Origin of the sequence: Mucilaginibacter paludis DSM 18603, from assembly GCF_000166195.2 — a bacterium.
GTDB lineage: Bacteria > Bacteroidota > Bacteroidia > Sphingobacteriales > Sphingobacteriaceae > Mucilaginibacter > Mucilaginibacter paludis.
Window position 1 is genome coordinate 155,546 of sequence record NZ_CM001403.1, and the last position, 22,568, is coordinate 178,113.

At 43.4% G+C, this 22,568-nt stretch carries 7 protein-coding genes; all 7 read right to left on the minus strand.

All coding sequences use genetic code 11. The features are described from left to right. Positions 1–9 precede the first annotated feature (9 nt). Genes MUCPA_RS00685 through MUCPA_RS00715 form a run of 7 tightly spaced genes read right to left on the minus strand, consistent with a single transcriptional unit; the run spans position 10 to position 21,774 of the window. Positions 10–615: a hypothetical protein gene (locus tag MUCPA_RS00685; RefSeq protein ID WP_008503879.1), complete on the minus strand. Its 606-nt coding sequence runs from the start codon at positions 613–615 to the stop codon at positions 10–12. 18 nt (positions 616–633) lie between these two features. Further along, positions 634–9,408: an RHS repeat-associated core domain-containing protein gene (locus MUCPA_RS00690; RefSeq protein ID WP_008503880.1), complete on the minus strand. Its 8,775-nt coding sequence runs from the start codon at positions 9,406–9,408 to the stop codon at positions 634–636. A gap of 22 nt (positions 9,409–9,430) precedes the next feature. Then, positions 9,431–10,210 (minus strand): hypothetical protein, encoded by a 780-nt coding sequence (locus MUCPA_RS00695; protein ID WP_157543783.1) that lies wholly within the window; start codon positions 10,208–10,210, stop codon positions 9,431–9,433. A gap of 5 nt (positions 10,211–10,215) precedes the next feature. Further along, positions 10,216–17,337, minus strand: a complete 7,122-nt coding sequence (locus tag MUCPA_RS00700) for a hypothetical protein (RefSeq protein ID WP_008503883.1) — start codon at positions 17,335–17,337, stop codon at positions 10,216–10,218. Positions 17,338–17,349: 12 nt separating this feature from the next. Beyond that, the gene (locus MUCPA_RS00705) at positions 17,350–17,781 is read right to left on the minus strand and encodes a hypothetical protein (protein WP_008503884.1); all 432 of its coding nucleotides are present in this window, start codon (positions 17,779–17,781) and stop codon (positions 17,350–17,352) included. Then, positions 17,778–18,863, minus strand: coding sequence for a DUF928 domain-containing protein (locus MUCPA_RS00710; protein WP_008503886.1), 1,086 nt, complete (start codon positions 18,861–18,863; stop codon positions 17,778–17,780). Before MUCPA_RS00710 ends, MUCPA_RS00705 begins: the two co-directional genes overlap by 4 nt. A 1-nt stretch (position 18,864) precedes the next feature. Next, the gene (locus MUCPA_RS00715) at positions 18,865–21,774 is read right to left on the minus strand and encodes a hypothetical protein (protein ID WP_008503887.1); all 2,910 of its coding nucleotides are present in this window, start codon (positions 21,772–21,774) and stop codon (positions 18,865–18,867) included. Between the last annotated feature and the right edge of the window lie 794 nt (positions 21,775–22,568).

The window sequence follows — 22,568 nt, forward strand, 5'->3', positions numbered from 1 at the left end:
AGAATTCTTTCAATGAAGTATACTTTCTATGTGCTTTTTTATATGCTTAACCAATGTGGCTTTATTTGGATAACTTTCTTCAAAAGAAGATACTATTTTAATATTTTTTATTAGTCGCATAAAAGTTTCTTCACCTAAATACCCCGTTAAGGCAATATCAATGGCAGTATTAACAACATTATCATCACCATCAATGCCATTAATCATTATATCCATATCAAAAGTCTCATCCTCAAACTCATATAAAATATATTCCCAATTACTACTATCTACTAAAATTTCATTCCCCATTTCATTCTTCATCTTCCATTTTCCTTGCCAATCACTTTTTGGCGGCTTTGAAGGTAGAAAATGCCAACCAAAACACTTAGGCGCATTTCTGATAAACTCGCGGGTAAATTCTAACTTAACAGAATCCAAGTTTGGAGAAATTGCGAAATAATACGCATTATCTTCCCACGGACCTATTTCCCAATCAAAACGGCCAATTTTACTTATACGACTATCTATTTGACTTATTAAATCTATTCTTGCTGGTTCAAGTAATAAATTCTTTGAAATCGACTTAAACCAATTCCAAAATTCAATTATACTATCTAAATCTATTCTTTTCAAAATATTTAATTTAACTAATTATCCATGATTAATCAATAAATCACTGGCTTCCCTTTTCTTATCAGCTTCCTTTTTTTGTTGAGATTTCGATTTGGGTAAAGTATGGTTGGATCGCTGAGGAATTAATACTGGTCCTACTTTCTTTCCACCACCATATTTTGCTTCCAGTGTTTTCATACGCTGCCGATTAACTTCTCTTCTCTTATTATCCAACGTTTTTCTTGGAGTTCCTCGCTGATCCATCGCTTTTTGCTCTTGATACTGCCCCTCCTCAACGTTATCAGCATCATAAGTACCTATTACCTTTGCTTTGGTTCGGTCTCTGCCATCATTTGAGCGCCTATTTGTAGCTGGGTCTGTTGTATTATTTCGACCAACATATGGTTTGCCTGAATTTGTATATTCACCTGGAACTTCGTATATACTTCCGGTTCCATTTCCTGAATATGCCATTGCCAGGCCCCCAGCCCATTCAGTAGCCATATCGTCAACAACTCTTCCCCAAGCCTCGTTATCTGAATAGAAAACATCATCAAAAGGCATTTTTGACCCTTTCCAAATATCGAAGTTTTTGACACTATTTTCTGGTGGAATTACTCCATCAGGAGCTGGGGAATTATAAAAGGTGTAAGATTCGCCTTTAAAACTCACATGATATTGTAATGGATATTGAATCGTCTTTCCACCTATGTCTTTATATGTATCAACTTGTTTAACTAACTTCAAACTGGTATTCCCAGTCTTCGCATCTTGTTCTAATGTGAAGTATTTTGCTTCTTCTCCATCTAAATCTATATTAGCTATTGGACTATTAGAAGCAAACTGATATGGTGTCAATGACGAATACTCTTTAGTCAAAGGATCCACACTCAAAAACCGCCCTAACCTTTTATCATAAATCCGTGCTCCATAGTCCTGGCCTCCATTGGTTATATCCTTATCATCCTCTTTCCCATTAAATGAATACCGATAATTTAAGCCGTTGGCCGTATACTGCCGTCCCGGCATCAACATACCGAACGCATAGTAATCCTGCGCAGTAGCTACATCCGCCTCATTATAATCAAAGTTACCGCTGCTGTTATAATGTGGCACCAGGCGGTCGGTTATGGTAGCCATTACGTTACCCAGGTGGTTGTTCAGCTCATAATATTTATGGCCAAGCGTTTTCCATTCTTCGGCGCCGCTGCCTGGGGTGCCCGTGCTTAGGTTAACGTTGGGTGTCCAGATGCCTAAACGACTGCTGCCATACAGGTGCTGCTCGCGCCAGTTAATGTCGCCCGTACCTTGCTGGTCGTACAGGGCCAGCGTATTGCCTTGTGCATCTCTTACGTACCAGGTGCTGAGGCCGTTAATCAGTTTGCTTACGCGGTGGCCGGCGGCATCGTAACTGTATTGCAGGCTGCCGCTGCTTTTATCGATGCTTTGTATTTTGCCATATACGCTCCAATTGATGTTATTGATGCCAGCCTGGGTATCGTGTTTTAAATTGCCGATGGCGTCGTACCCATAGTTGTCGTCGGCCTGGTTTTTCAGGTCATCTGTATATGTATTGGCATCGGGTATGGCGTCCTTAACGTGCCGCAGGCGATTGTTGGCCAGTTGCCCGTTCACATCGTAATTATAGCCGTAGCTTAAATTATCCATGGCCAGGCTGGCGGCATTGCTGCCGTTTCGTGTGGCTGTTTTGATATTGCCGTTGGCATCGTATACATACGTCTCCTTATAGGTCTGGTTACCGGTATTGATGGCGCTCCAGCTGTTTGAGGTGGCGCTAAAGCCGTTATAGGCATTTTGCCGCGTCAGCCGGTTCAGCTGATCGTAACCGTAAACATACAGCAGCGGTTCGCCGGCTTTGGGGGTGTTAACGTTACTGGCAGCAATATTGCCGTTATACAGGGCTTTAAAGCCGGGTGCTGCAGCGGCGCTGGCAAAGGGATTATTGCCCCCTATCGGGCTATAATCATTATCGCCATAATAATGCAGGGCATAACCGAAGGCGTCCCTGCCGAGGGTTTGGTGCAGGTTGCCTGTGGCTCCATCGCCCCCCATATCTTTAGCTGCCTGTAAGCTGCTGCCATTTACACCTTTTAGCCAACCTTGCAGCGTGTAGGCATAATCAATACCTTGCACCAGGCCTATCATTTCGTCGCCTAATTCAACGCGCGCCAGCGGGCCGTGCAGGTAATAAAAGTACTGCGCGTCCTTGCGTTTGTTCTCCCCTTGCAGAAAGCTGCCGCCATAGGGGTTTACTACGGCTTTGGTGCCCGTCCAGGCCTGGGTTAGCCGGTTTTCTGCGTCGTACTGGTATTGGTAATAAAACTGGTCGGGCTGCCCGTGCTGGTAGCGCACAAAGTTTACTTTGCCGCTAATCAGGTCGTACTCGTAGTCTACACGTTTCAGCCCCAGGCCGCCAATCTGCTGCCATAGCGTTTTTACGTTGCCGTCCAGGTCGTAGTTGTAATAAGTGGCTTGCTGCACGGGGTTGCCCTGCACATCGGTATAGGTACTGGCCGATACCCGCTTGCGCAGGTTATCCTGCTCCGGCAGCGATACCATGCCGCCTGTGGCAGGGGCGGCAGCGTCATAATAAGTACGCGTGATCTGGCTGTTGCTGCCCGAGTTTAAAAATAACGTAGGATCGTCTATATAGTTAGAGCTTCCATCTACAGGCAGGGTTGTGCTGCTTAGCTTCTCGCCCACTTCGCTGATCCGGCCCAGCACGTCGTACTGGGTATAGCTGTATTTCGACGGGCTCTGCCGGGCATTTTGCGATGCCGTGAGCCTGCTCAACATATCGTACCAAAAGTTACTCACCCCGTCGGCATCCGGTGTTTTTTGGGAGATTACCTGGTTGGTGCTGTTATAGGCATAACTGGTGGCCAGGGTATGGTTGGGGTAACTGCCTGCCGTGCGCGAGTCTTCTGCACTGCCCGGGCCCGGCACGTTTAATCGTACCCAAATATTATCGGCATCATTGTCTGACCAGGGGGCGAAGCAGGTGTTACTGGAGTTGAACGCTAACACCGTCGAACCTAAGGTGTGTTGGTAAAAACGGATGTGCTTCAGGGTAGGATAAATATCAGGCAGTTGGATTCCGCTGCTGGTGGCCGTCAGGCTCCATGATGCCAGCGGGGTGCTACTGGCCTGTATCGCTGTCCACATACCATTAACCCATATTTGCGGGGTGGTACCATAGGCAAGGCCGTTAGTCCCCTGGATCAATACATAGGTCCAGGAACTCAGCGGCAAAACCGAAGGTTGTATGGTGGCACGGTAGTGTTTGCTCCCCGCGTTAAGAGTGGCACTTGCCGGGTTGGTGCTTATCGTCATGGGGTAAATATCCAATGCAACCGTAGTTCCCTGGATAGCTACGCTGAACAGCCATTTTTTATCCGACGATACTTCGGTAAACTGGCTGATGCCCGAGGTTGGGTTATATAACCACATTTCGATGGCTACTGGGCCTGTGTTAGCCAGGATACTGCCCAACTGATCAAGCATTGTAGCTCTGTCGTTAACCTTTACCCGACTGCTGTAGCTGCAGGTTAAGCCGGTATTCGCGGCATCCCTGCTAACCGCAACCTGAGCAAGCGCTGCACCTGTAAGCAGGTGTACACCTTCGGGCGGCACCGTGCGCACCAGGTTATCGGCCTGATCGTAATAATAAAGCGTATAGTGGTAGTTTTTGGTGGGGATAGCCGCCGTTACCTGGGCCTGCAATTTACTGCTGGTAGCAATATAATGTACCTTAAAACTATTGGTAGCATCGGCAATATAATCGTTGTATGATTTTACACCCTTGCCCAGTGCCAGCTCAAGCGCACTTTCTACCGGTGCGTAGGGGTCGGTTTCAGTGTTGCCATACGATGGGATGTTATACAGCACCGGGTTGGTGGCATGCGTATTTTCAAAATTGATATAGGTATCGTAGTTAATTAAAACGCCGAATACCTGGTTCATGTAATTAGTTAAAACCGATGGGTAATATTTTGACGATACCAGGCCCGATGGATCGGCAAACTGCGACAACAGATCGCTCTTTTTGGCCAAATAGACATCCCAGTTGATTTGCTGTGTAAGGTCTAAAAATGCCGGAAGCGTTACATCGTGGTTTAATAAGAACCCGCAATCTGCCGAGGCTTTGCGCAGGGTAACCAGATCGTCGAGGCTCATGGTCATCACGGCCCCGAAACGGCTTTTAAGATAGGTGTAAAACTTGGTATCGCTGGGTTGCGCGCCTTCGGGGGTGGCCAGAAAATCGTTATACAAGGCGGTTAATGCATTGCTGGTGGCCGCATTACTTACCATAATGGTATTGCCGGTACCCGATGATTTTTTTATAGTATATGGAGATGGCGAGCTGATGAGCCAGGGGTTAAAATCGCTGGCAAATTTGCTGTTCACGTTATACATGGACTTGATGGCCGCGCCAAAGCTTTGATCGGCATTGCCGCTCGCGGGGTTCATTCCGGCCAGGTCGCTGGCCCCAAAAGGATGTTCGGCATCACCACCTGCCGTACAAACCGCTATCAGTTTATTGCGTAAGGTAGTGGTATTAATACCATGGTTAGTGATACCGTCTTGCAGGCTGGCTATCCAGGCATCGGCATTGCCGGTGCATGAGTTTGAAACCTGTGTTTTTAAATCATCATTGTTATTGGCCTGCAATTGAGCATTCTGATCGGCATTGATAGCCCTATTGTTTGTAACAAACGAAGGGAAGCGGCTTTCCTTATTGCGGTATACCAGACAAGCATCGGTATTAATTACTGGCGGAACCGGGCACTCGCCTATGCCGGTAACTACATCAACGCCTGCGTAGCTATCCAGGCATGATAGATCGACCTCTTTCCGCGGGTATACCGGGCCTCCTATATCAATTGACTTTAATGACTGATAATCATAACTAGCAGTGGATTGGCCTGGAAGTATTTTAATAGGAATTACCGGATAACTGTCCGAACCGTATTGTGAAGGGAAAGGAAATACTCGATCGGCCACATTGGTAATATACTCCGTCCAATCGCCATTAGGATCCCAATCGGAATTATTATAATGTGAATAGTATTTAAGATTGACGGTGACTGGCTCGGTAGATGTAACGCTACATCCCTTGTAATCTTTCAAAGTAACGGTAGTCCGCCGGATTTGCTCCGGAACTGTAAAATAAACATGCATGCCTCGTGTCCATTCAAAATATAAGCCACTCATGGTGTTACTGACTACCTCTTCCGTTACTTCCGCGTGGTAATTTAATAGGCTAAGCTTGGTAACCGTACAAACAGAGCTTTTAATATGCACTACCGACGGCGGCAAATTCGACGGAATATTAAACACATAAGGAAAACCGGTATAAGGCAACGTGACCGTTTGCGTAAGCCCGGTTGTACTTACCGTTGATGGATAATAAACCTGTAAAGTTATGGTTCCGTCAAATTTGGCTCCAGAGTAGGTAATTTGCGCACTCTGCATGCCAGTTGGTGCGGTAGCGCCGGTATTCGCTACAATAGTAAAGCTTTGTGGTATGGGGCAGCTTCCGGGTAAGGCATTGGCTATCGGGGCGCCCACATCGCAACCTGCATTCTGGCAGGTGGTTGTGGCACGCAACTGCTCGTAATATTTTTGTTTGAGCTGGAAATAAAAATCCTTGTATTGGGCCCATTCCCTATCCTTCACCCTGCAGGCCTCGGCGGGCAGGGCGGCGCTGTTCCATAAATTGCTGTTTGCTGGATTTGTCTGTGTTGGGTTTTCCTGCGTGCTCCTGTAAATGGAATAGGTAATGTATTGGGTTAGGCCTAAGGTGTTAAAACCGCTCTGGCTAACGTTCAGCACAGCAGCTGTGTAATTTCGCAGATCCGCCCGCATGGCTTCCTTATAGCCTGCTCCCGGCCCGTTAAAAAAGGTATCCTGATTTAATAACCAATCGGCATTAGCCTGATCATATTGAAGGCCGGTACTGATCTGCCCTATTTGATCTGCCGTAAGGTATACTTCCTTAAGCTTTTCGTCCCAGTTTTCATAGCTCTGCATATTCTGGCAAAACAACAGCTTACAATATTCCGGATGGAATTGTACAAACTGGGCCGCCCACGATGGTTTCCAGTATTTAATCATATCCACCTTACTAAAATCATTACTATAAATGGATACTACGGTACCATCCGTACGGGTAATGGTATTATCTACGGTAAGCGCAGGCAGGGTATGCGTTGCTGTAAACGCCTGCGCAAAATGCAGGACAAGCACATTAATCTCCGGCTCGATGGCTGTTCCGTCGGCATAAAACAAGGCGTATTGCCCTCCGGGTGTAACATCCTGCTCCATCTGCGCCTCATAGCTGTTACAAGGAGCAAAATCGCAGTTGGATAGCAGGTTATGGCATTTATCGCTCAGGGATTGCCAAAGGTTATTGATCCAGGTATTAAAATCAGTATTAATATAGGGGTTTGTTTGGCGGGTGATATCCACATGGGCCTCGCCAAACTTTTGGGCTGCCATCGCTTTAAAGCTGATGCTATCTCCCAGTAATACCTGGCAGGTACGGCAATCGTTATAATTGCCGGAAACGTCTACCGATTGCAAAAACTTTTGTTTGATATAATAGTATTGCTGCATCAGCAAGCCGTCTCCAATTGCAGTGTTAATGTAAGCCCCGGCTATATCGTCAATCTTTTTCTTATTTAACGATAGCTCAAAAGTGATGTAATACTCACCAGGATGGGTAACCGACTGGGAGATGGTAGGGAGGGTATGCGTCAGGCCATCGGGTGTAAAGGGGCTGGTTGAGGCATAATCATAAACATGGGTACCGCAATTATCAATAATGGTAATTTTTAAATCGTAATAGCAATTGCTTGTAATATGGATAGTACCTGTTTCGGGGTAGCTATCTATAATTTGTTGCAGATTGTAGTTAAAAGTAAGATCCTTTTTTTCCGATAATAAATAGGTTGTTGAAGCCGTGATCTTTAAATCGTTTCCATTAAACTTAAACTGGGCCGGGGTTAGTATCTGCACCGTTTCGTTGTGGATATGATCATTGCTTCCGGCCAGCTCGTCAACCGAGGTAGGTGCCGCACCACTAAGCGCCGTAGCTATGGTTTTACCGCTCGCGTTAATATAACTGATACTTTCCTGCCCGTTAGGGTCAACAACCATATTCTTCAGGTAGTGGTCGGCATAGCCAACATCATTGCCAAAAAGCTGGTCGAGCTCCCATTGTTCGGGTTTTCCATAATAATACTTGGTGGTATTGCTTTGCTGCCCGCTAACGGTAGCCTGGGGTTGAAAAGCCGCCCCCACCCCTCCCTGCAATTTGATACGACCGGTATTATCATTAGTGTATTGCGTAACCGAGAATGGGTAATTAAGCGCATCCGGGATATAATAATTATAACTTTTAATTGTACTCGTTGGCGGGTTATGAATTAATTCGTTATTGGCTGAATAATATTTTGCTGCTCCGGTGGTAGTTGCATCCATCCCAACGGGCGCAGTTTCGCATTCCTGTAAGATGGCCGAGCCGTATATGCTGCGGATGCTATAGGGGTTGGTTGTGTTTTTTACCAGGTTAAATTGGGGGATAAAATGCAGGTTGCTTACAGCATTGCTGTTGGTTTCGTAATGAGGGGCAGGTAGTATACTGGCCGCCGGACGGCCAAAATCGTCGTATATATTCTCCTGGGCTATGGCTACATTATCGGTATTGTTAATTGTTACTGTTTGCCGGCCACGCAGGGTTCCGTCAAAATAGGATATTACCTCCTTTTTTTTACCTTCTTCGGCAAAGGCAGCCGAGTATTGCCAGTTTAAGCTCGGTTCGTTCCAGTTTAACGGCCAAACGTTATACACCGTTTTGTTGCTGCTATTTTTGTAAGTATAGTTCCAGTTACCTGTTACCCTATTGCCATCCGCACTATAATGCACATATCGCATCCGTACGATGATATAATCATCATTGTATATTAACGATATGGCGTAATCATTTTGCTTGGCGTTGGTGGTTACCCGCGTTGAATTATTACGGAACAAGTTTTCGATATCGCTGTTTGGCACATTATTAATATTGATGTCGGCAGCTATCATATTATTTACGGTAGATATGTTATCCCCATTGTTATCTGCCGTGGCCCATTCAATGTCGTATTCATCTTGCCCAGGTATAAAATACCAGCTTAATTTTAGTTGCTCTGTTGGGGCGTTTCTTAGAGTAGTGCCGCTGTGTAGTTTGGTGCCGGTGATGTTTAATGGCCTGTCGGCACCAATATCATAGGTTCTGTCTATTACAATTGTACCCCCAATTTGCAAGGCCAATGGCAGGTTTGTATCGCCGGGCATTTCGGAGTTGCTTACGGTTGCGCCGGTTATCACTACCTTATATGCACCAGTGAAGCCAGCAATATTGCTAAAATCATAAGTATCGATAACTTTATAACCTTTGCCCGAAGCCGGATCATAATCCACATGCAACGGAACTGTAATGTTTGAACTATTGGTAAGCTCTTTGTTGGTAAAATACTGTACGTTAAGCGTTACCGTAAAATGCACCACATACTTTATCAACTGAGGGTCAATGATGCGCACATATACAGTATTTTTAATTGAATTGGTATGAACTATACTCCAGTCAAATCCGGTTGCAAGTAACTTGTTATCCTGTATGGCTAAGGAAGTAGTCCGGATATCCTGGCCATGCGTCGTAAAGTTTTCGCCGGTTTCTATACCCGCCTCGCACCGGCTGGTTGCGAGCGATAACAGCGCAACTAAAAACACTAAAATTAAACGTCTCATTAAGCTTAGCATTATTATGGTATTACAAATGAATTAATTGGTACCGCTCGTATTTACCCAGCAACTTTCCTTGAGCATCTATGATATCGGCCTTGTTTTTATACTTATTTAAACTGCCTGTAGTATCACATTGGGTTAGCGCGATAGTTATCAATTTTTCTTTGGCTTTGTTCATGGGCTCGCGCACGTAGGCCATGCGGTAAAAAATGTTGGTCAGCTTTTTAGTCAGCGTATCAAAAGTTACTGTATACTCTTTGCAGGTATAGTGGTTTTCGTTGATCAGCGAAATAGTTTCTAACGATCCATTGACTTTTCCGGTTAATTGATAGTCTTCAGTCTCCAACACCTGCTTTAACTGGTCCATATTGATTACACTTACGGTGTTGATCTGTTTTTTTTCTGCAATAAAAACCTTTTTTGTATCCGGGTTAATGTTCAGGTAAATACCGTTTTCGCCTATCGCTTCCATTTTGCCCATCCGGTAATAAAAGTTATTATCGTTTTTGCTCAACACAAACTGCACATGATCCATTTTTTCGCTGGTATCCGCATTATTAATTAAATTAACAACACCGGCCAAAGTAAAGGCATGTCGCTGCCCGGCAAAAGTATTTATCACCTCATTAAGTTTTACCAGCAATGCCGGGTCATACTTTGAGGGGGGGGATGTAGGCGCACTTACCACGGGTACGGTTACCTGTTGATGTTGAAGCACCTGCATTATCGTTTTGCGATTAGCAAAGGCCAAAATTGTTGCTGATACAAAGAGCAATATACCTGATATTAATAATTTACGTTTCATGTTTATCACGGTTGTTTTTTGTACGACGATCTGCTTTCTTTAAGAGTAACTACCCCCCGCTCGGTTTCCTTTTTAACCCTTACCAATAAGCCTTCGTCGTCGTACTCATAAAAGGTGGCCATACAGTTTTCGTCCAGTTCGGCCATTAAGCGCATGGACCGATCATCATAAGCGTAGGTTTTCATTTGCGAATCCTTAGGGTGTATCCGCAGATCGTCTATGTAAATGCCAGGTGCGTCAAGAGCGATGCTTACATCCTGACCATTTGTAAAGCCGGTTAAATCTATTGTTCCTTCAATTAATTTCCAGCCTTCTACCACAGCCTTACATTTCAATGTTACAGCCGTACCGTTAACTTTCAATCCCAATGAATTATCAATGGCTTGGGGTACTCCTGCCGCCTTTACCCATACATCAAAAATGTATTGCTGCGCCTGAGGCTCAAAGCCATTTGGATACAAGCCGAGTGTGGTTTTATCCTTTACAAGCTGATTTTTAGAATCGAAATTAAGATAGGCCTTAGTTCTTTGTTTATCCGAAAATACTTTAGTAGCTAAAACCATCCCCTCGTCGGGCAGTACAACACAATAGTTGCCCGTATGAGAAACCTGAACCCCACCGGCAGATAAAGGATTAAATAATAATTGATCAAATCTTTGCCCCCCCTCTGCCCCACCACCTAAAAACTCCTTATAAGGGCTAATATCAACATAAATAGAGCTTCCGGGTTTAAACTTATAATCTTCAAAACCATTGGCATATATTTCACGGTTAATAGCGTTAGATGCTACTGCCGAGGGCAACTCCCCGTTAAAATTAAATTGAGCCGCGCTATAACGGTTAAGCGCGTCCTTGTTTTCTAATTGTTGCCCGTATTTATCATACACGGTTACTGTATTGGCCGTTACCCATTTGCCCGAAGCCGCTGTTACGGTATTTTGTACCCAGGGCGCATTAATTGATGGGCAGTACCAATTGGTATAAAAATCGTTGATATAGCCTGCATTTTTTACATCAACCGGACCGACGGCGTTTTGCACACTATTGTTGAGGCGGCTTTGTTGAAACACTTTGGTTTCATACGGCCTCCAGTTTCCTTTAAAACCATAAATAAAAGGGTTAATGGTTGTTGGCGGCAAGATACATTTGGTGCCTGGGGTATGCTGTGGATCTGTATAATAGTAATGCGAGTCAATGTTTGCGCCTGTTGTTGGGTCAGTAACATAAATTTGCAGGTCGGTGGCATCTTTTAAAGTGCGTGTGTTGTAAATAATGTTAATATTATTCAAATCGGGCGCATTGTTATTAGGGAAATTATAGATCTCCGCTCCAAAATAAGTGCTGTAGCCATAAGGTAGCCCCCAACCACTTACGGTAAAGTTGATACTATGTAACCCCTTGGTTAAATGAGTCGGCCCCGAAATAAACCAGTTCCAGTGGTCGGCACCGACAGGGTGAGGCGTATAAGGATTATCGAAGCCACCATCACAATCATCAATTGTAAAACTAAAGTTGGTTGTTCCGCCATAGCCGATAAAATAATCGCCTTCTACGGGTACGTAAAAGCTCGTCGGGATATGAATATTACTCGGGATAGCTCGCCTACCACCGGGATAGTTTGCATCCAGTAGCAAATATACCGCTTCTACACCACAGTTTTCCAGCCTGTTAGCCAAAAAATTATGGGTGTAAAAACTATCATAACTATTGTAATTATCATCATAATTAGTATTATGATACCATTTAAAGGGATAATTAGAGTAAAAGCCATCGTCGTGGCCGTAATATTGACCATAAGGATAGCCATTAGGGTATCGAATAGGATTATAGTCAAATTCATGATAATAAGCACCAAGAATACCTTCATAACTCGTCACATAATCGTGGTGCTCATTAAAGTTAAACGCAAGGTAAAAATTACCTGGGTCATTCTGGTGATAATCAGCATCAATCGAAGCCATATTATAATTATTCATATTATACTCAAAATGCTTGGTATCTGTATGCGCCTGGTTAGTTCCATCACTTTCCAAACTGGGGTTCAAATTGGCATACTCGTCAAAAACAGTGCGAAATGCTTTATTCTCAACCAAATGATAATCGGGCTGCTCAACCGACCAATTTTCATCATAAGTTGTAGCCGACGCGTTAATTACCTTTAATACATCTTTCAAATTTCCGGTAGCTCCAGACTGCGCTATGCTTAAATGCTGCAAACCATTGGCATCTGTAACAACAGGATTGTTAAGGCAAACGATATTAGTGATGCTTGCACCTAATTGGTTGCGGTAACCAGAACGTACAACCTTGATTAATGAAGGCGAGATGGGGTAATAACTGCCTGCTCTGTCCATTAAATATTTGTTATGATTAACAAAAGTTCCGTTATTGGGTAAATAGCCGCCCGATCCGGGGGCTACCGGTGCATAGGATACGTTGCCATTGTTGTCGCTCATTATATCAAGCACATAGTAGTCTTTGTGGCTATCTAAATCAATAATCTCGTCACCGGATGTAAAATAACTGGCATAGCTCGGATTGATCTTTCCATTAACATCGGTAGTAAAGCCTGAGAACAGCGCACCCAAATTTTTATATGCCGGCCCCATCCCATTATAAGCCCAATAAGCCGGGATGTTTACCGAATAAATATCATTATTAAATTCGTTTTGCGTTTTGGTGATCAGCGCATCGCCGGTAACGCCGTCAAAGGCCATATTTTGGGTGGTTATACTTGAGCCGTTATCTGTTTTTACGACCTTATCCAGTATCCCGTAGGATTGTACTACCTTAAAAGCGCATGCCGAACGGAAGAGTTTATAATCGTCATTAGCGGCGATAGGAAAGTGTGGTATATACAACGGAAAAACAAATACCAATACCACATCAAGCCCCAGGTTAATGTTAAGGCCCTTGTTGCTGCTTTCCTGCTCTCTAAAGTCGGTAAACATTTCAATATCACGGCCCATAACCGCATCCGTTACCGTGCCATCGGGCTTAACAACTTTAACCTTATTATCCAGCGTGAATTCACCGCCGCCTGTGTCTGTACTTTTATAATAATATTCCGTTGCCGATACTTGTGCGCCCGACTGGTTAAAAACACGTGTGGCCTTTGTTTTTCCGTTCATGTCGTTCAGATCGATACTGTAGCCTTGCGACATGGTTAATTCATCATCGCTTGTTGTTTTAACGAACGAAAAATAATTTGCCGGCTGAATGTGTATGGTATTGATGGGCAAAACATGCACCTTTACCGGAAAATCTTTACTGGTATAAAACTCGTTAACGATATAACCTGTTTTAGGCGTTTGTGCAGCGATTACGCCGTTGTTAAGATCGGTAACGGTAACCTTACTATAGGTAATGGTTGGCGCCGGGAAAACCGATTCGCCAAAGGGCTCTTCCAGGTCGAAATAATTATTGATGGCGCCTTTAATTTTTTGCATATAAGGTACCGGTTGTTTAAAAGGGTTCTCATCGTTACCTATCGATGGCTCGTACGTTGCCACCCCGGTGCTTGTTAACTGTCCGTTATCTCTTGTGGTATAATCATAGGATTGACCATACGTACCCAGTCCGGTAAGCACGTTGCCGCTCATTCCCTCCCAGTTATCCGAGATCGAGATCATCTTTACCCGGGCGCCCCCGCCTATCTTACCAAGTTGAGTATCTTTGCTGGACACATTAATAGCCAGCCTGACAAAGCTTTTATCAATATTTACAGCACCTGCGTAATTATTGCCGGGTTTGCCCGCTTTTTCATAAAAGCTTTGAAATAGCTCGCTGATATTACCTATTGCGGTTATAAGGGAACTAATTGCATCTGATACATCACCAGCTATACTATTCTGCGTGGTATAATTATCATAACCAGGATAAGCGTACTTAGGATAGTCGTTTTTTATTTTTTGCCAGGCAGCAATAATAATGGGGTTTTTATTTTGAGCTCCACCTTCGGTAATTTGCTCAAACCTAACCAGAGCGTACGACCCGTTCACTACCACATCACGTATTTTTGCATAACAGGGTATAAAGTCGTAATCATAAATATTTCCACCGGGATCGCTTCCATTATGCGTATTGTCATAATTATTGGTAGCTACCCTGGCATACACTTTAGTGTACATATAATCAGAACCATCAAGGTAGTTCTTTTTAAACCACGTTGTGTGATCTTCACCCTGATCGGGCGATGTACCTATAGCCAGCCTTACACCTTGGGCGTTTATAAGTGCGGCTGCATCACCAACATCAATAAGGCTCCTATCGTCGTTAATAAAACGGTCAATTTTATACATCCGCATCGCTTTTCTGTTCTGCACATACGCGTAATCGTCAGCCTCGTACTTCACATTGATTGTTCCACCGGTGGGCAGGTCTATCCTTTTTAAATGCCATTTGGCAACGTTATTATCTGCATTATTTTTATCCTGGTCAGCATACGGAAATTCATCATTTTGAAGGTTAAATCCGTTGGCCAAGTTTCGGTCCGGAGTTTTATAAACGCCCCACCTATCGGTTAGCATAAAGCCATAATCCGGATTTGCAGAGCTTATACTTTCGTTATCATAGGCATAAGTAAAATTATATTTATGGTTTGAACCTTTATGAATGTTTCCATATTCAAACCAAACGCTTTTTAAGGTCAGCTTACCACCTCCATTAATATTGTTCGGAATATTGGGGCATAATTCGTATGTATAATCAAACTTCACAATTTTGATAGGCTTCATATCAGCCTTAGAGTACAGCCTAATCTCGGTTAAACAACGCTGCTTTTGGCCCTGGGCGGTGCCGGTGCCTTTTCCTCCCATCAGCCAATCAGTTACGCCCAGAGCATCATCACGTTCTTTGGTGATAAAATAAGCTATCTTGGTTTTTGATTCGATCGAACTGATATACCATAATTCCTTTTCGCCATAGATGATGCTCCCTTTATCGTCCTTATCATCGGCAAGTAAGCCCCGGTTTATAGTGGCCCCCTGGTAAGGTGCTCGCCATTTATAAGCATAAGCATTTTTAGAGTAATGGAACTTAATAGCTGTGCCCAGGTCATCATCGGTTATCCCGTCGCCTGTTTTGTCAATATAATCCGGGGACAATATTGAGGTCAACAAAAAGCTGGTTGCATAGGCGGGCTTACTTTCTTTATGATAATAATTGTCCACCCCTCTGTCATGCCCTAATTTAAGTGTATGGTTACTCCCATCTTCATAACTATTAGTCAGATTTTTACTAACAGAGCCATTCTTTTCTACGGTATAATCAACGTCCTCTTTACCTATGGCAAAAGAATATTCATCCTGCTTTATGTTATAAACCGGTATGCCATAAACCTGCCTTTTGCCACCTTCATCGGTAACGGTGATTTCCGAGATATGATGAGCTTTATGGTCGTCATCAACACGGGCCAGCGGTGTACCTACAACCTTATGGTCAGCGGGTGGAATAAATGAGCCATCCTGGTTTACCGGGTAGGTCATGATATTTTTATCAACAGCCGCACTTGTTGCCTCCGACGCGGTTAAATACGAAATCACTGTTTTAACCGGTTGACGCTTATCCCGCGAAATATCAACAGGGGTCAAATTGCTTCCGTAAAAAGGATGATCGTAAGCGGTTTTACCATCGATATCAATTTTAACCGGATCGGTATAACCAATTCTTTTATCGATATCATCGTCTTGCTGATTTTTTTCACCACTTACTTTAAAAAAAACATGTTGTTTATTGGGGTTTGTATTATCGGGATCCTGAAAATCGCCGTGCTGCCGGTATTGGTTATCATTGACCCACTTATGGGTTTTATTATGCATCTCCTGCTGATAATAAGTTACACCAGCATGCCAGCTATTAATGCCTAATCCCACATCTATTCCAAAAGAAGAATTACTATTTTGATCCTCGGCCTGGTTATCAAAAAACATACCTGTACCTCCCCGGTACAACCTGAACTGCCCGCTACCGCCCTGACTGGTATACGAAAAAAGATCGGGCGTTTGGATAGGTACGGCCAAATTAGGTAATTCGGCCACTACCGGGTTTTCTTTCTCCCTGATAAAATCCATCATCGCGTCAGGGTCATTCTTCCCCCTTTCTGCATATAAAAAACCGTAACCGGGATTAGTAAAATTTTCATGAAGTACCGACCTGATATTGCGATATCCACTAAAACCGCCCCCTATAAAAGCCGTTAAAAAAGAGTAACCGCCGTCGATACTAAACGTTTTTGAATCACTGGTATAAGGTACCTGAACCCGTGGATTAATCGGTTCGGTATTGTAGGAAATGGAAGAATTGCCACTAAGCGCCATCTCAAAACTCGCCCCGGTTTCCTGCCCGGCACTATTTTTTCCCCTGGCGGGAATATCCGGTGTAAAACTTTCGGCTAAAGCAAGGCTTTTTAAACCGCTTCTGGAATTATAACCCAATGATGCGCTCAATCCCGCGCTACCGGTAACATGATCCGTTGCCATCTGTCCTACCGATAAGGATGCATACGGAGAAAAATCAACACCGCTTTGTGTATTTGAAGACAAGCCGAAGCCAAGCCCGGCAGTCATGGTGCCATCATTAGCGGAGGACAGGGATACGCCTGCGTTTACGGCTAACTCGCCCCCAATACCGGTATAATTGTTTTTATATACCCCGAATGATAAAGAACCGCCCCCTTTCGGTCCACTTTTCACTACTCCTTTCCCAAATAATTCAACCTTTCCGGTCACCCTTCCGCCAACAGTAACCATGGGTTTGGTATAATGCCCGGTTGCAACCTGGTCTCCGGCAAAATCGTCCGGTAATCCCCTTACTTGCCTGTTAATGGTGCCCGGGTTTAAACTCCAGCCCAGGCCCACCCAACTGGCCTCGTCGTCCATGTTAACGCCCGAGGCGTAACTTAAATTAATTGGGTAACCATCTATATCCAGCAAAGGAATGTTATATTTAAAATCGCCAATCTGTAGATCTACCATATCCGATACGCCAGCAGGCTGAAAGCCTTTGGTTTCGGGCTGCGCCGGGCCAGATGTGAGTGCATAAGAAACAGATGGAACTATTAAATTAACAAGAAAAACAACTAATAATAAGATGGCTATTTTTTTTTGCCTTGCAGATATAAAACTCATATATTCTGATTTTTACTTTTGATTTGATGTAATGCTGTAAATTTTATTATTAATGTACTTGTCGTGGTACATTAGCCGGATACTATCCCGGCTCTCGTTCTTATCCGTTTCAAATTCTAATAAATATTCATAGCTACCGCTTACACCATTTGCTATGGCCTGGGTTAGCAATGGATATATTTTTTGCTTGTTTAAGCTGATATAAAAACAACTATCCATTTTATAAGTTAACGCTCTTTGTTTTTCAGCATTAATCTGCTTAAGCATTTCTCTATTGGGTATCAACCTTACTTTATAACTCACGCCTGTATTACTTTCAGCTTCTTCCAGCTGTATTGCCTGGATAGTTAGCTCATTGTCTTTTACCTCAAGATAAGGAGGCTTACCATCTTTACAAGAAAACAGCAACAGGCAAGCAACTAAATTCATCATCAGTTTCTTCATTGTACATCCTGGTATAAAAACCTTAAACTTTTAAGTGAACCATTGGCCAAATGCACTTTAATAATATAATAACTACCATCTGTAAAAGATCCATTTTCAGCCAAGTCAATAGTCACCTTGTTCTTCCCTGTCTCAAGTTTAACCTTAGGTAGTCGCCGTATTTTTTTATCAGGGTTGCTTAAAGACACGATCTCGTATTTCAGATCGTTTGGCGCATACGGATTCACCAAGGCAAACTTTAACACGCCTGCTGCTATATAATAGTTCCCCCGGCTTAAATCCTCAATATCCCGGTAACCATTATCGGCCACCACGGGCTTGGCCTCCTCGCCGCAGTCTACCGTGAAGCTCCATATTTCAGAACGGTTTAAAATAGTTCTGTCTTTATAAACGGTTACCTGCCAGGCGTAACGCTTGCCTTTTTCCAACACCCGGGCCACGGCCGGATAGGGCAATATGGGCGAGATAATACCCGATTGATTGATTGCCGGCAGGTTGTAATTAAGGGCTTCTATCCCGTTTTGGCCTTGTTTAATTTCTGCCACTACCAATTGGTAATACGAGCCCGCTATGCCGGGGATAAGCGGCTGCCAGCTAAATATCGGCCTGGTTTCGCAAATCTTTTCCTGGTTGGCAGGTTCCATCAATCCGAGCTCAGAAAAAGGAGCCAGCACGTACGAGAAGCATTGCTCCTCCGGCAAATCGCTCTGCGCGAGCTTCACATTAAAACAGTATTCATAATCGCCCTGGGCAAACTGATGGTTGATACGGGTTAACTGCCCGAAACTATTGCCGGGGAATTGTATAGCTGCATTACGGGCTGCCGAAGGTGGCACGCCATTGGTACCCTGAATTAGGGTGAACGATGGTGTTTTAATAACGCAAACGGTTCCCTTTTTCCGCTCGGTAACGGTAATGGTGAGCACAGCGTTTTGCGTTTTACTCATATTCACAAGTTTACATTGGAACAGCCCGTCAACACTTCGTCCGGATATCTCGGGTACAAACTGGACGATCACCTGGCCGAAAACGGACGTGGCGAAAAAGAGCGATATGATGATGGAGGATAAACGACGGATCATATTAGTTTTTTAAATGATATTTTAAACTTAGTTCGGCCCGGCATGCCGCATACAGGTCGGGGTAAAGTGGCGTAATCAGGTTTTTACGCAGATCGATATAGGTATCCAGATCAAAATGGCTACCGGCCAGCAACTGTATGCTTTGCCTGATACCCGTTTGGTTGGCTATGCCGCTATTAGATAAATAAGTTAGGGCCGAACTCATGTTAATTTTGCGAAAAAGTGTATACTGATAAGTTAAATCCGAGTTAAGCAGGTTACCTATCAGGTTGTAATTTGAAAGCTCCTTATTGTAAAACATGGTGGCGGTAACGCTATTGCGCCCTAAGAGCAAACTCTGGGTGTAGTTAACCATTAACAAGCTGCTACTGCCCGAGGCTGTGATATAAGTGTTTGAGTAATCTTGCTTGCCTATGGTAATATGGCTTACGGTATAGTTTTTACCTATCTTATAGTTAGCGTTGCCATCCAGTTGAAACTTTTGAGATGAGTAAACCGGGGTACTTAAATTATCTATTTGTTTATCGGTACCACCATTGGTGTATTTTAAACTGATATTGAATTTTTTATTGATGGTATAGCGGCTATCCAACTGTACCTGGTAGGTTTTCCACTGGTCGTTAGTGGTATAGCTGATAGACCGGGTATTGAGGCTGCTGCTCACATTCAGCACCAGCTTATTTTTATAAAGCGATTTTTTAACGTTGCCCCCCAGTTTGGTACCTCCACCACCAAAACCATTATTACCTGGGTTTTGATATCCGGTACCGGCGTAATTGAAATAAAAGTTCTCGTTCAAGTTGGCCTCTTTAATATCAAGCTGATGGTTAAAGCCGAAGGATACGGCTTGAATTAAATTACTCTGACCAAAGCTCAGGCCCGATTTTTTCTCGATAACGCCCTCTGTGCCCTGAACGTAGTTATCGTAATAAAGGGTTGATGATTTAGATACATCAAACGTAAACTTACCTAACTGATCGGTATTAAATGATTTATCAATAGTTAGGGCTACGTTATTGGATGCCGACGTTGGCACGGTATAGCTATTATAATTATTGGCGCTGTTACCACCCGAGCCGATGATGGATATTTTGGCATTCCCCAAAACACCCCTGTTCATGTTGAGGCCTATGTAGGTGATGGTTTTGGGCAAATTATAATCTGATGTTTGGTAATTGGCGTCTTTAGCCGAACTGATATCATTCAGGCTACCGTAACCTAAAGTAACGGGCAGGTTACCGGCCTTATAAGTGATATGCGTACCTTCCATAAAAAGGTCATCACCCTCCGTTCCGCCGGGGGCCTTGTTGCCGAAGGCCCCGACTTTAAGGGATTGTACCCTTGTAAAAAACGATTGAACCGCGCTTTGTGGTCTCCCGGTTAGAAGCGCATTTCCGGCTTCGGTTTCGAAGGCATTTCCATTGGCCGTTGCTAACGAGCTCTGCATACGCAGCATTTGGTTAACATCAATTCCTTTATTTTGCAGTTGCCTTTTTATGTCGGTAATGGTTACCGCAACGCTATCGATCTCCTTATTTTGTTTAATTTGTTCTTCAGCGTTTAATTTCCCGGCAATACTGCTAACAGATCCCGATTTTAAGTTAGTTACCGAAAGATTGTTTTGAGCGGTGACGTTTTGATCCAACTGCTGCTTTTTTTGCTTGACCAATTCCTGGAATTTAATTTGCCCCGACGTCCGCGATAAAAACAGCTGGCGAGACATATCTTTAATCATTAATTTTTTTGCTGTATCATGCTCTTTTAAAACGCTGTCTACATACGTTGATATTTTAAACCCAGCATATGGACCTATCATGTCCAATTGACCGAGCAACTGATTATGAGCTACTGAATCGTGATTATCTTTTGCTGAAAGAGAGTTTAGCTTTTGAGCAATCTGCTGTTCGTTCATTAATCGCAGCTGCTTCAAGTTATCTGGTTTTTCAAAATATTGAGTTAATTGCTGGTTGGCTGCCAAAGCAGTAATGGCGCCAGTTTGTAAGTTTACCTGAGCTAAAGTCTCCTTCCGCGCCGAATCCGGCGTAGCCTGCTGCTGTATACCAGCACTAAGCGAGCTTTTAGTTTTACTTGCTTCAACTGAAGCTACCGTTTGTAATTTCTGCCTTATCTGTTCCTCATTTAAACTTAAAAGCGCTGTTACATTTTCGGGTTGGCTAACATATTGCGAAATCACACTGGTACTTGCTGCTTTATTTACCGGCGAGGTACTGGCCTGTGAGCGGAGTTTATTTTTTAACGCTTGCTGCGTGTAGCCGGTAAGATCAAGTCCGCCTAAAGCAGTTTTCCTGACATCGTAATACTTTTGAAGGTCGCTTTTAAGCGTATTACCAAGCTGTGCCGGGTTAAAATCAAACTTGAACAAGCTACTGCGAAGATCATTCAGCCCATTTACACTACTTTGCCCGTTACTGAAATTAAAATTAAGGGGAATGCCCCAGGCCTGGATGTTGCCGCTTATGCTAAATACATCAGCAAATTTTTGGCCCGGATATGCGTTTAAGGCAGTTGGCAAGGGTTGATACCTGATGGCATTACCAAGGGTTAAATTGAATGTAACAGGTTTAGTCGTGATGTTTTTTAAACGCTTGCTTAAATCAGGGTTAATAGAATTTGTCCCCGCTTTTAAATCGCCCAAGGAATTTTGAACGGATAGGGTATTTTTTTTAACTGCTATTTTTTTACCGTACCCGCTCAGTTTATCAACAATTTCGCTTTTTTGTATAGCGGTGTCCTTAGCTGCTTTTATCTTGACGCTGTCCGTTTTTATGGCGGAAATAGTTTGCGCCTTTACGTATCCGCCTGTAAGGATAAGTAAAAAGACAAGATGCATCCTGTGTACTGATTGACCAGCCTCTTTACAAAAATGTAGAACCGGATTCTTTTTTCTCATATTGTGATGATATAGCTTTATAGCGGCGTACTTTTATTTACTCCGCTTCTTTATTTCCAAATTACCTAAGCATTATGTTGAGATGGCAAGTCGCTTCACCGTTGTAGTAACCCGATTGCAACCGCGCCACCAGCATATTTCTGCTATGTATATTACTGATTAAGCACTTGATAAGATTACTCGTCTTCATTGATTTAACCACCATCCTGTGCTCCTTATGATCGACTTTCGGTCAGGTAATACTTTGATTGAATGGGCGCTCCACAAAAAGTAGAGGGCCAGCCTTGGCAGAAAACCTTCTGGCTTTATACCAAACCAAACAAGCACTTTAAACATCCTGTTAATTATTTGAAAACTTTGCGCGAAACCTTGTGGTGGAAATGTTTTGACATGAATAGCTTGTATACAGCAAGCCCTGCCAACGTACTACATTTGGTCTGCCAGAATGTGGGGTAAATGATATGGAATAAAAAGGAAACACCTGTACAGTCAGGTAAAATTGCTTCATATAGTTAACTATTTAAAAAATGCCTTCCAATATAATTATAGAAAAACCAAAGCTGTGGGGATAAGCGATATTTTTCTTTAATGCAATAGTTTGCTATAAAAATTGTTAAATATTATCGAATTACCAAATATATTATGAGTTTTTTGGGTGCATATTTTCCAAATGAGAATCAAGGAGTCAATCATAACTAAAAATTAACATAATTAACTTTCGCAAAATATTGACAAATAATATTATCATCATTCGATACCTCCAAACAAGTCAGAAACGCTTTCGATACAATAAA

Bases quoted from the DNA above. Each gene is read 5' to 3' on its own strand.
- MUCPA_RS00690 (WP_008503880.1), bottom strand. From the start codon at position 9,408: ATGAGACGTTTAATTTTAGTGTTTTTAGTTGCGCTGTTATCGCTCGCA.
- MUCPA_RS00695 (WP_157543783.1), bottom strand. From the start codon at position 10,210: ATGAAACGTAAATTATTAATATCAGGTATATTGCTCTTTGTATCAGCA.
- MUCPA_RS00700 (WP_008503883.1), bottom strand. From the start codon at position 17,337: ATGAGTTTTATATCTGCAAGGCAAAAAAAAATAGCCATCTTATTATTA.
- MUCPA_RS00705 (WP_008503884.1), bottom strand. From the start codon at position 17,781: ATGAAGAAACTGATGATGAATTTAGTTGCTTGCCTGTTGCTGTTTTCT.
- MUCPA_RS00710 (WP_008503886.1), bottom strand. From the start codon at position 18,863: ATGATCCGTCGTTTATCCTCCATCATCATATCGCTCTTTTTCGCCACG.
- MUCPA_RS00715 (WP_008503887.1), bottom strand. From the start codon at position 21,774: ATGAGAAAAAAGAATCCGGTTCTACATTTTTGTAAAGAGGCTGGTCAA.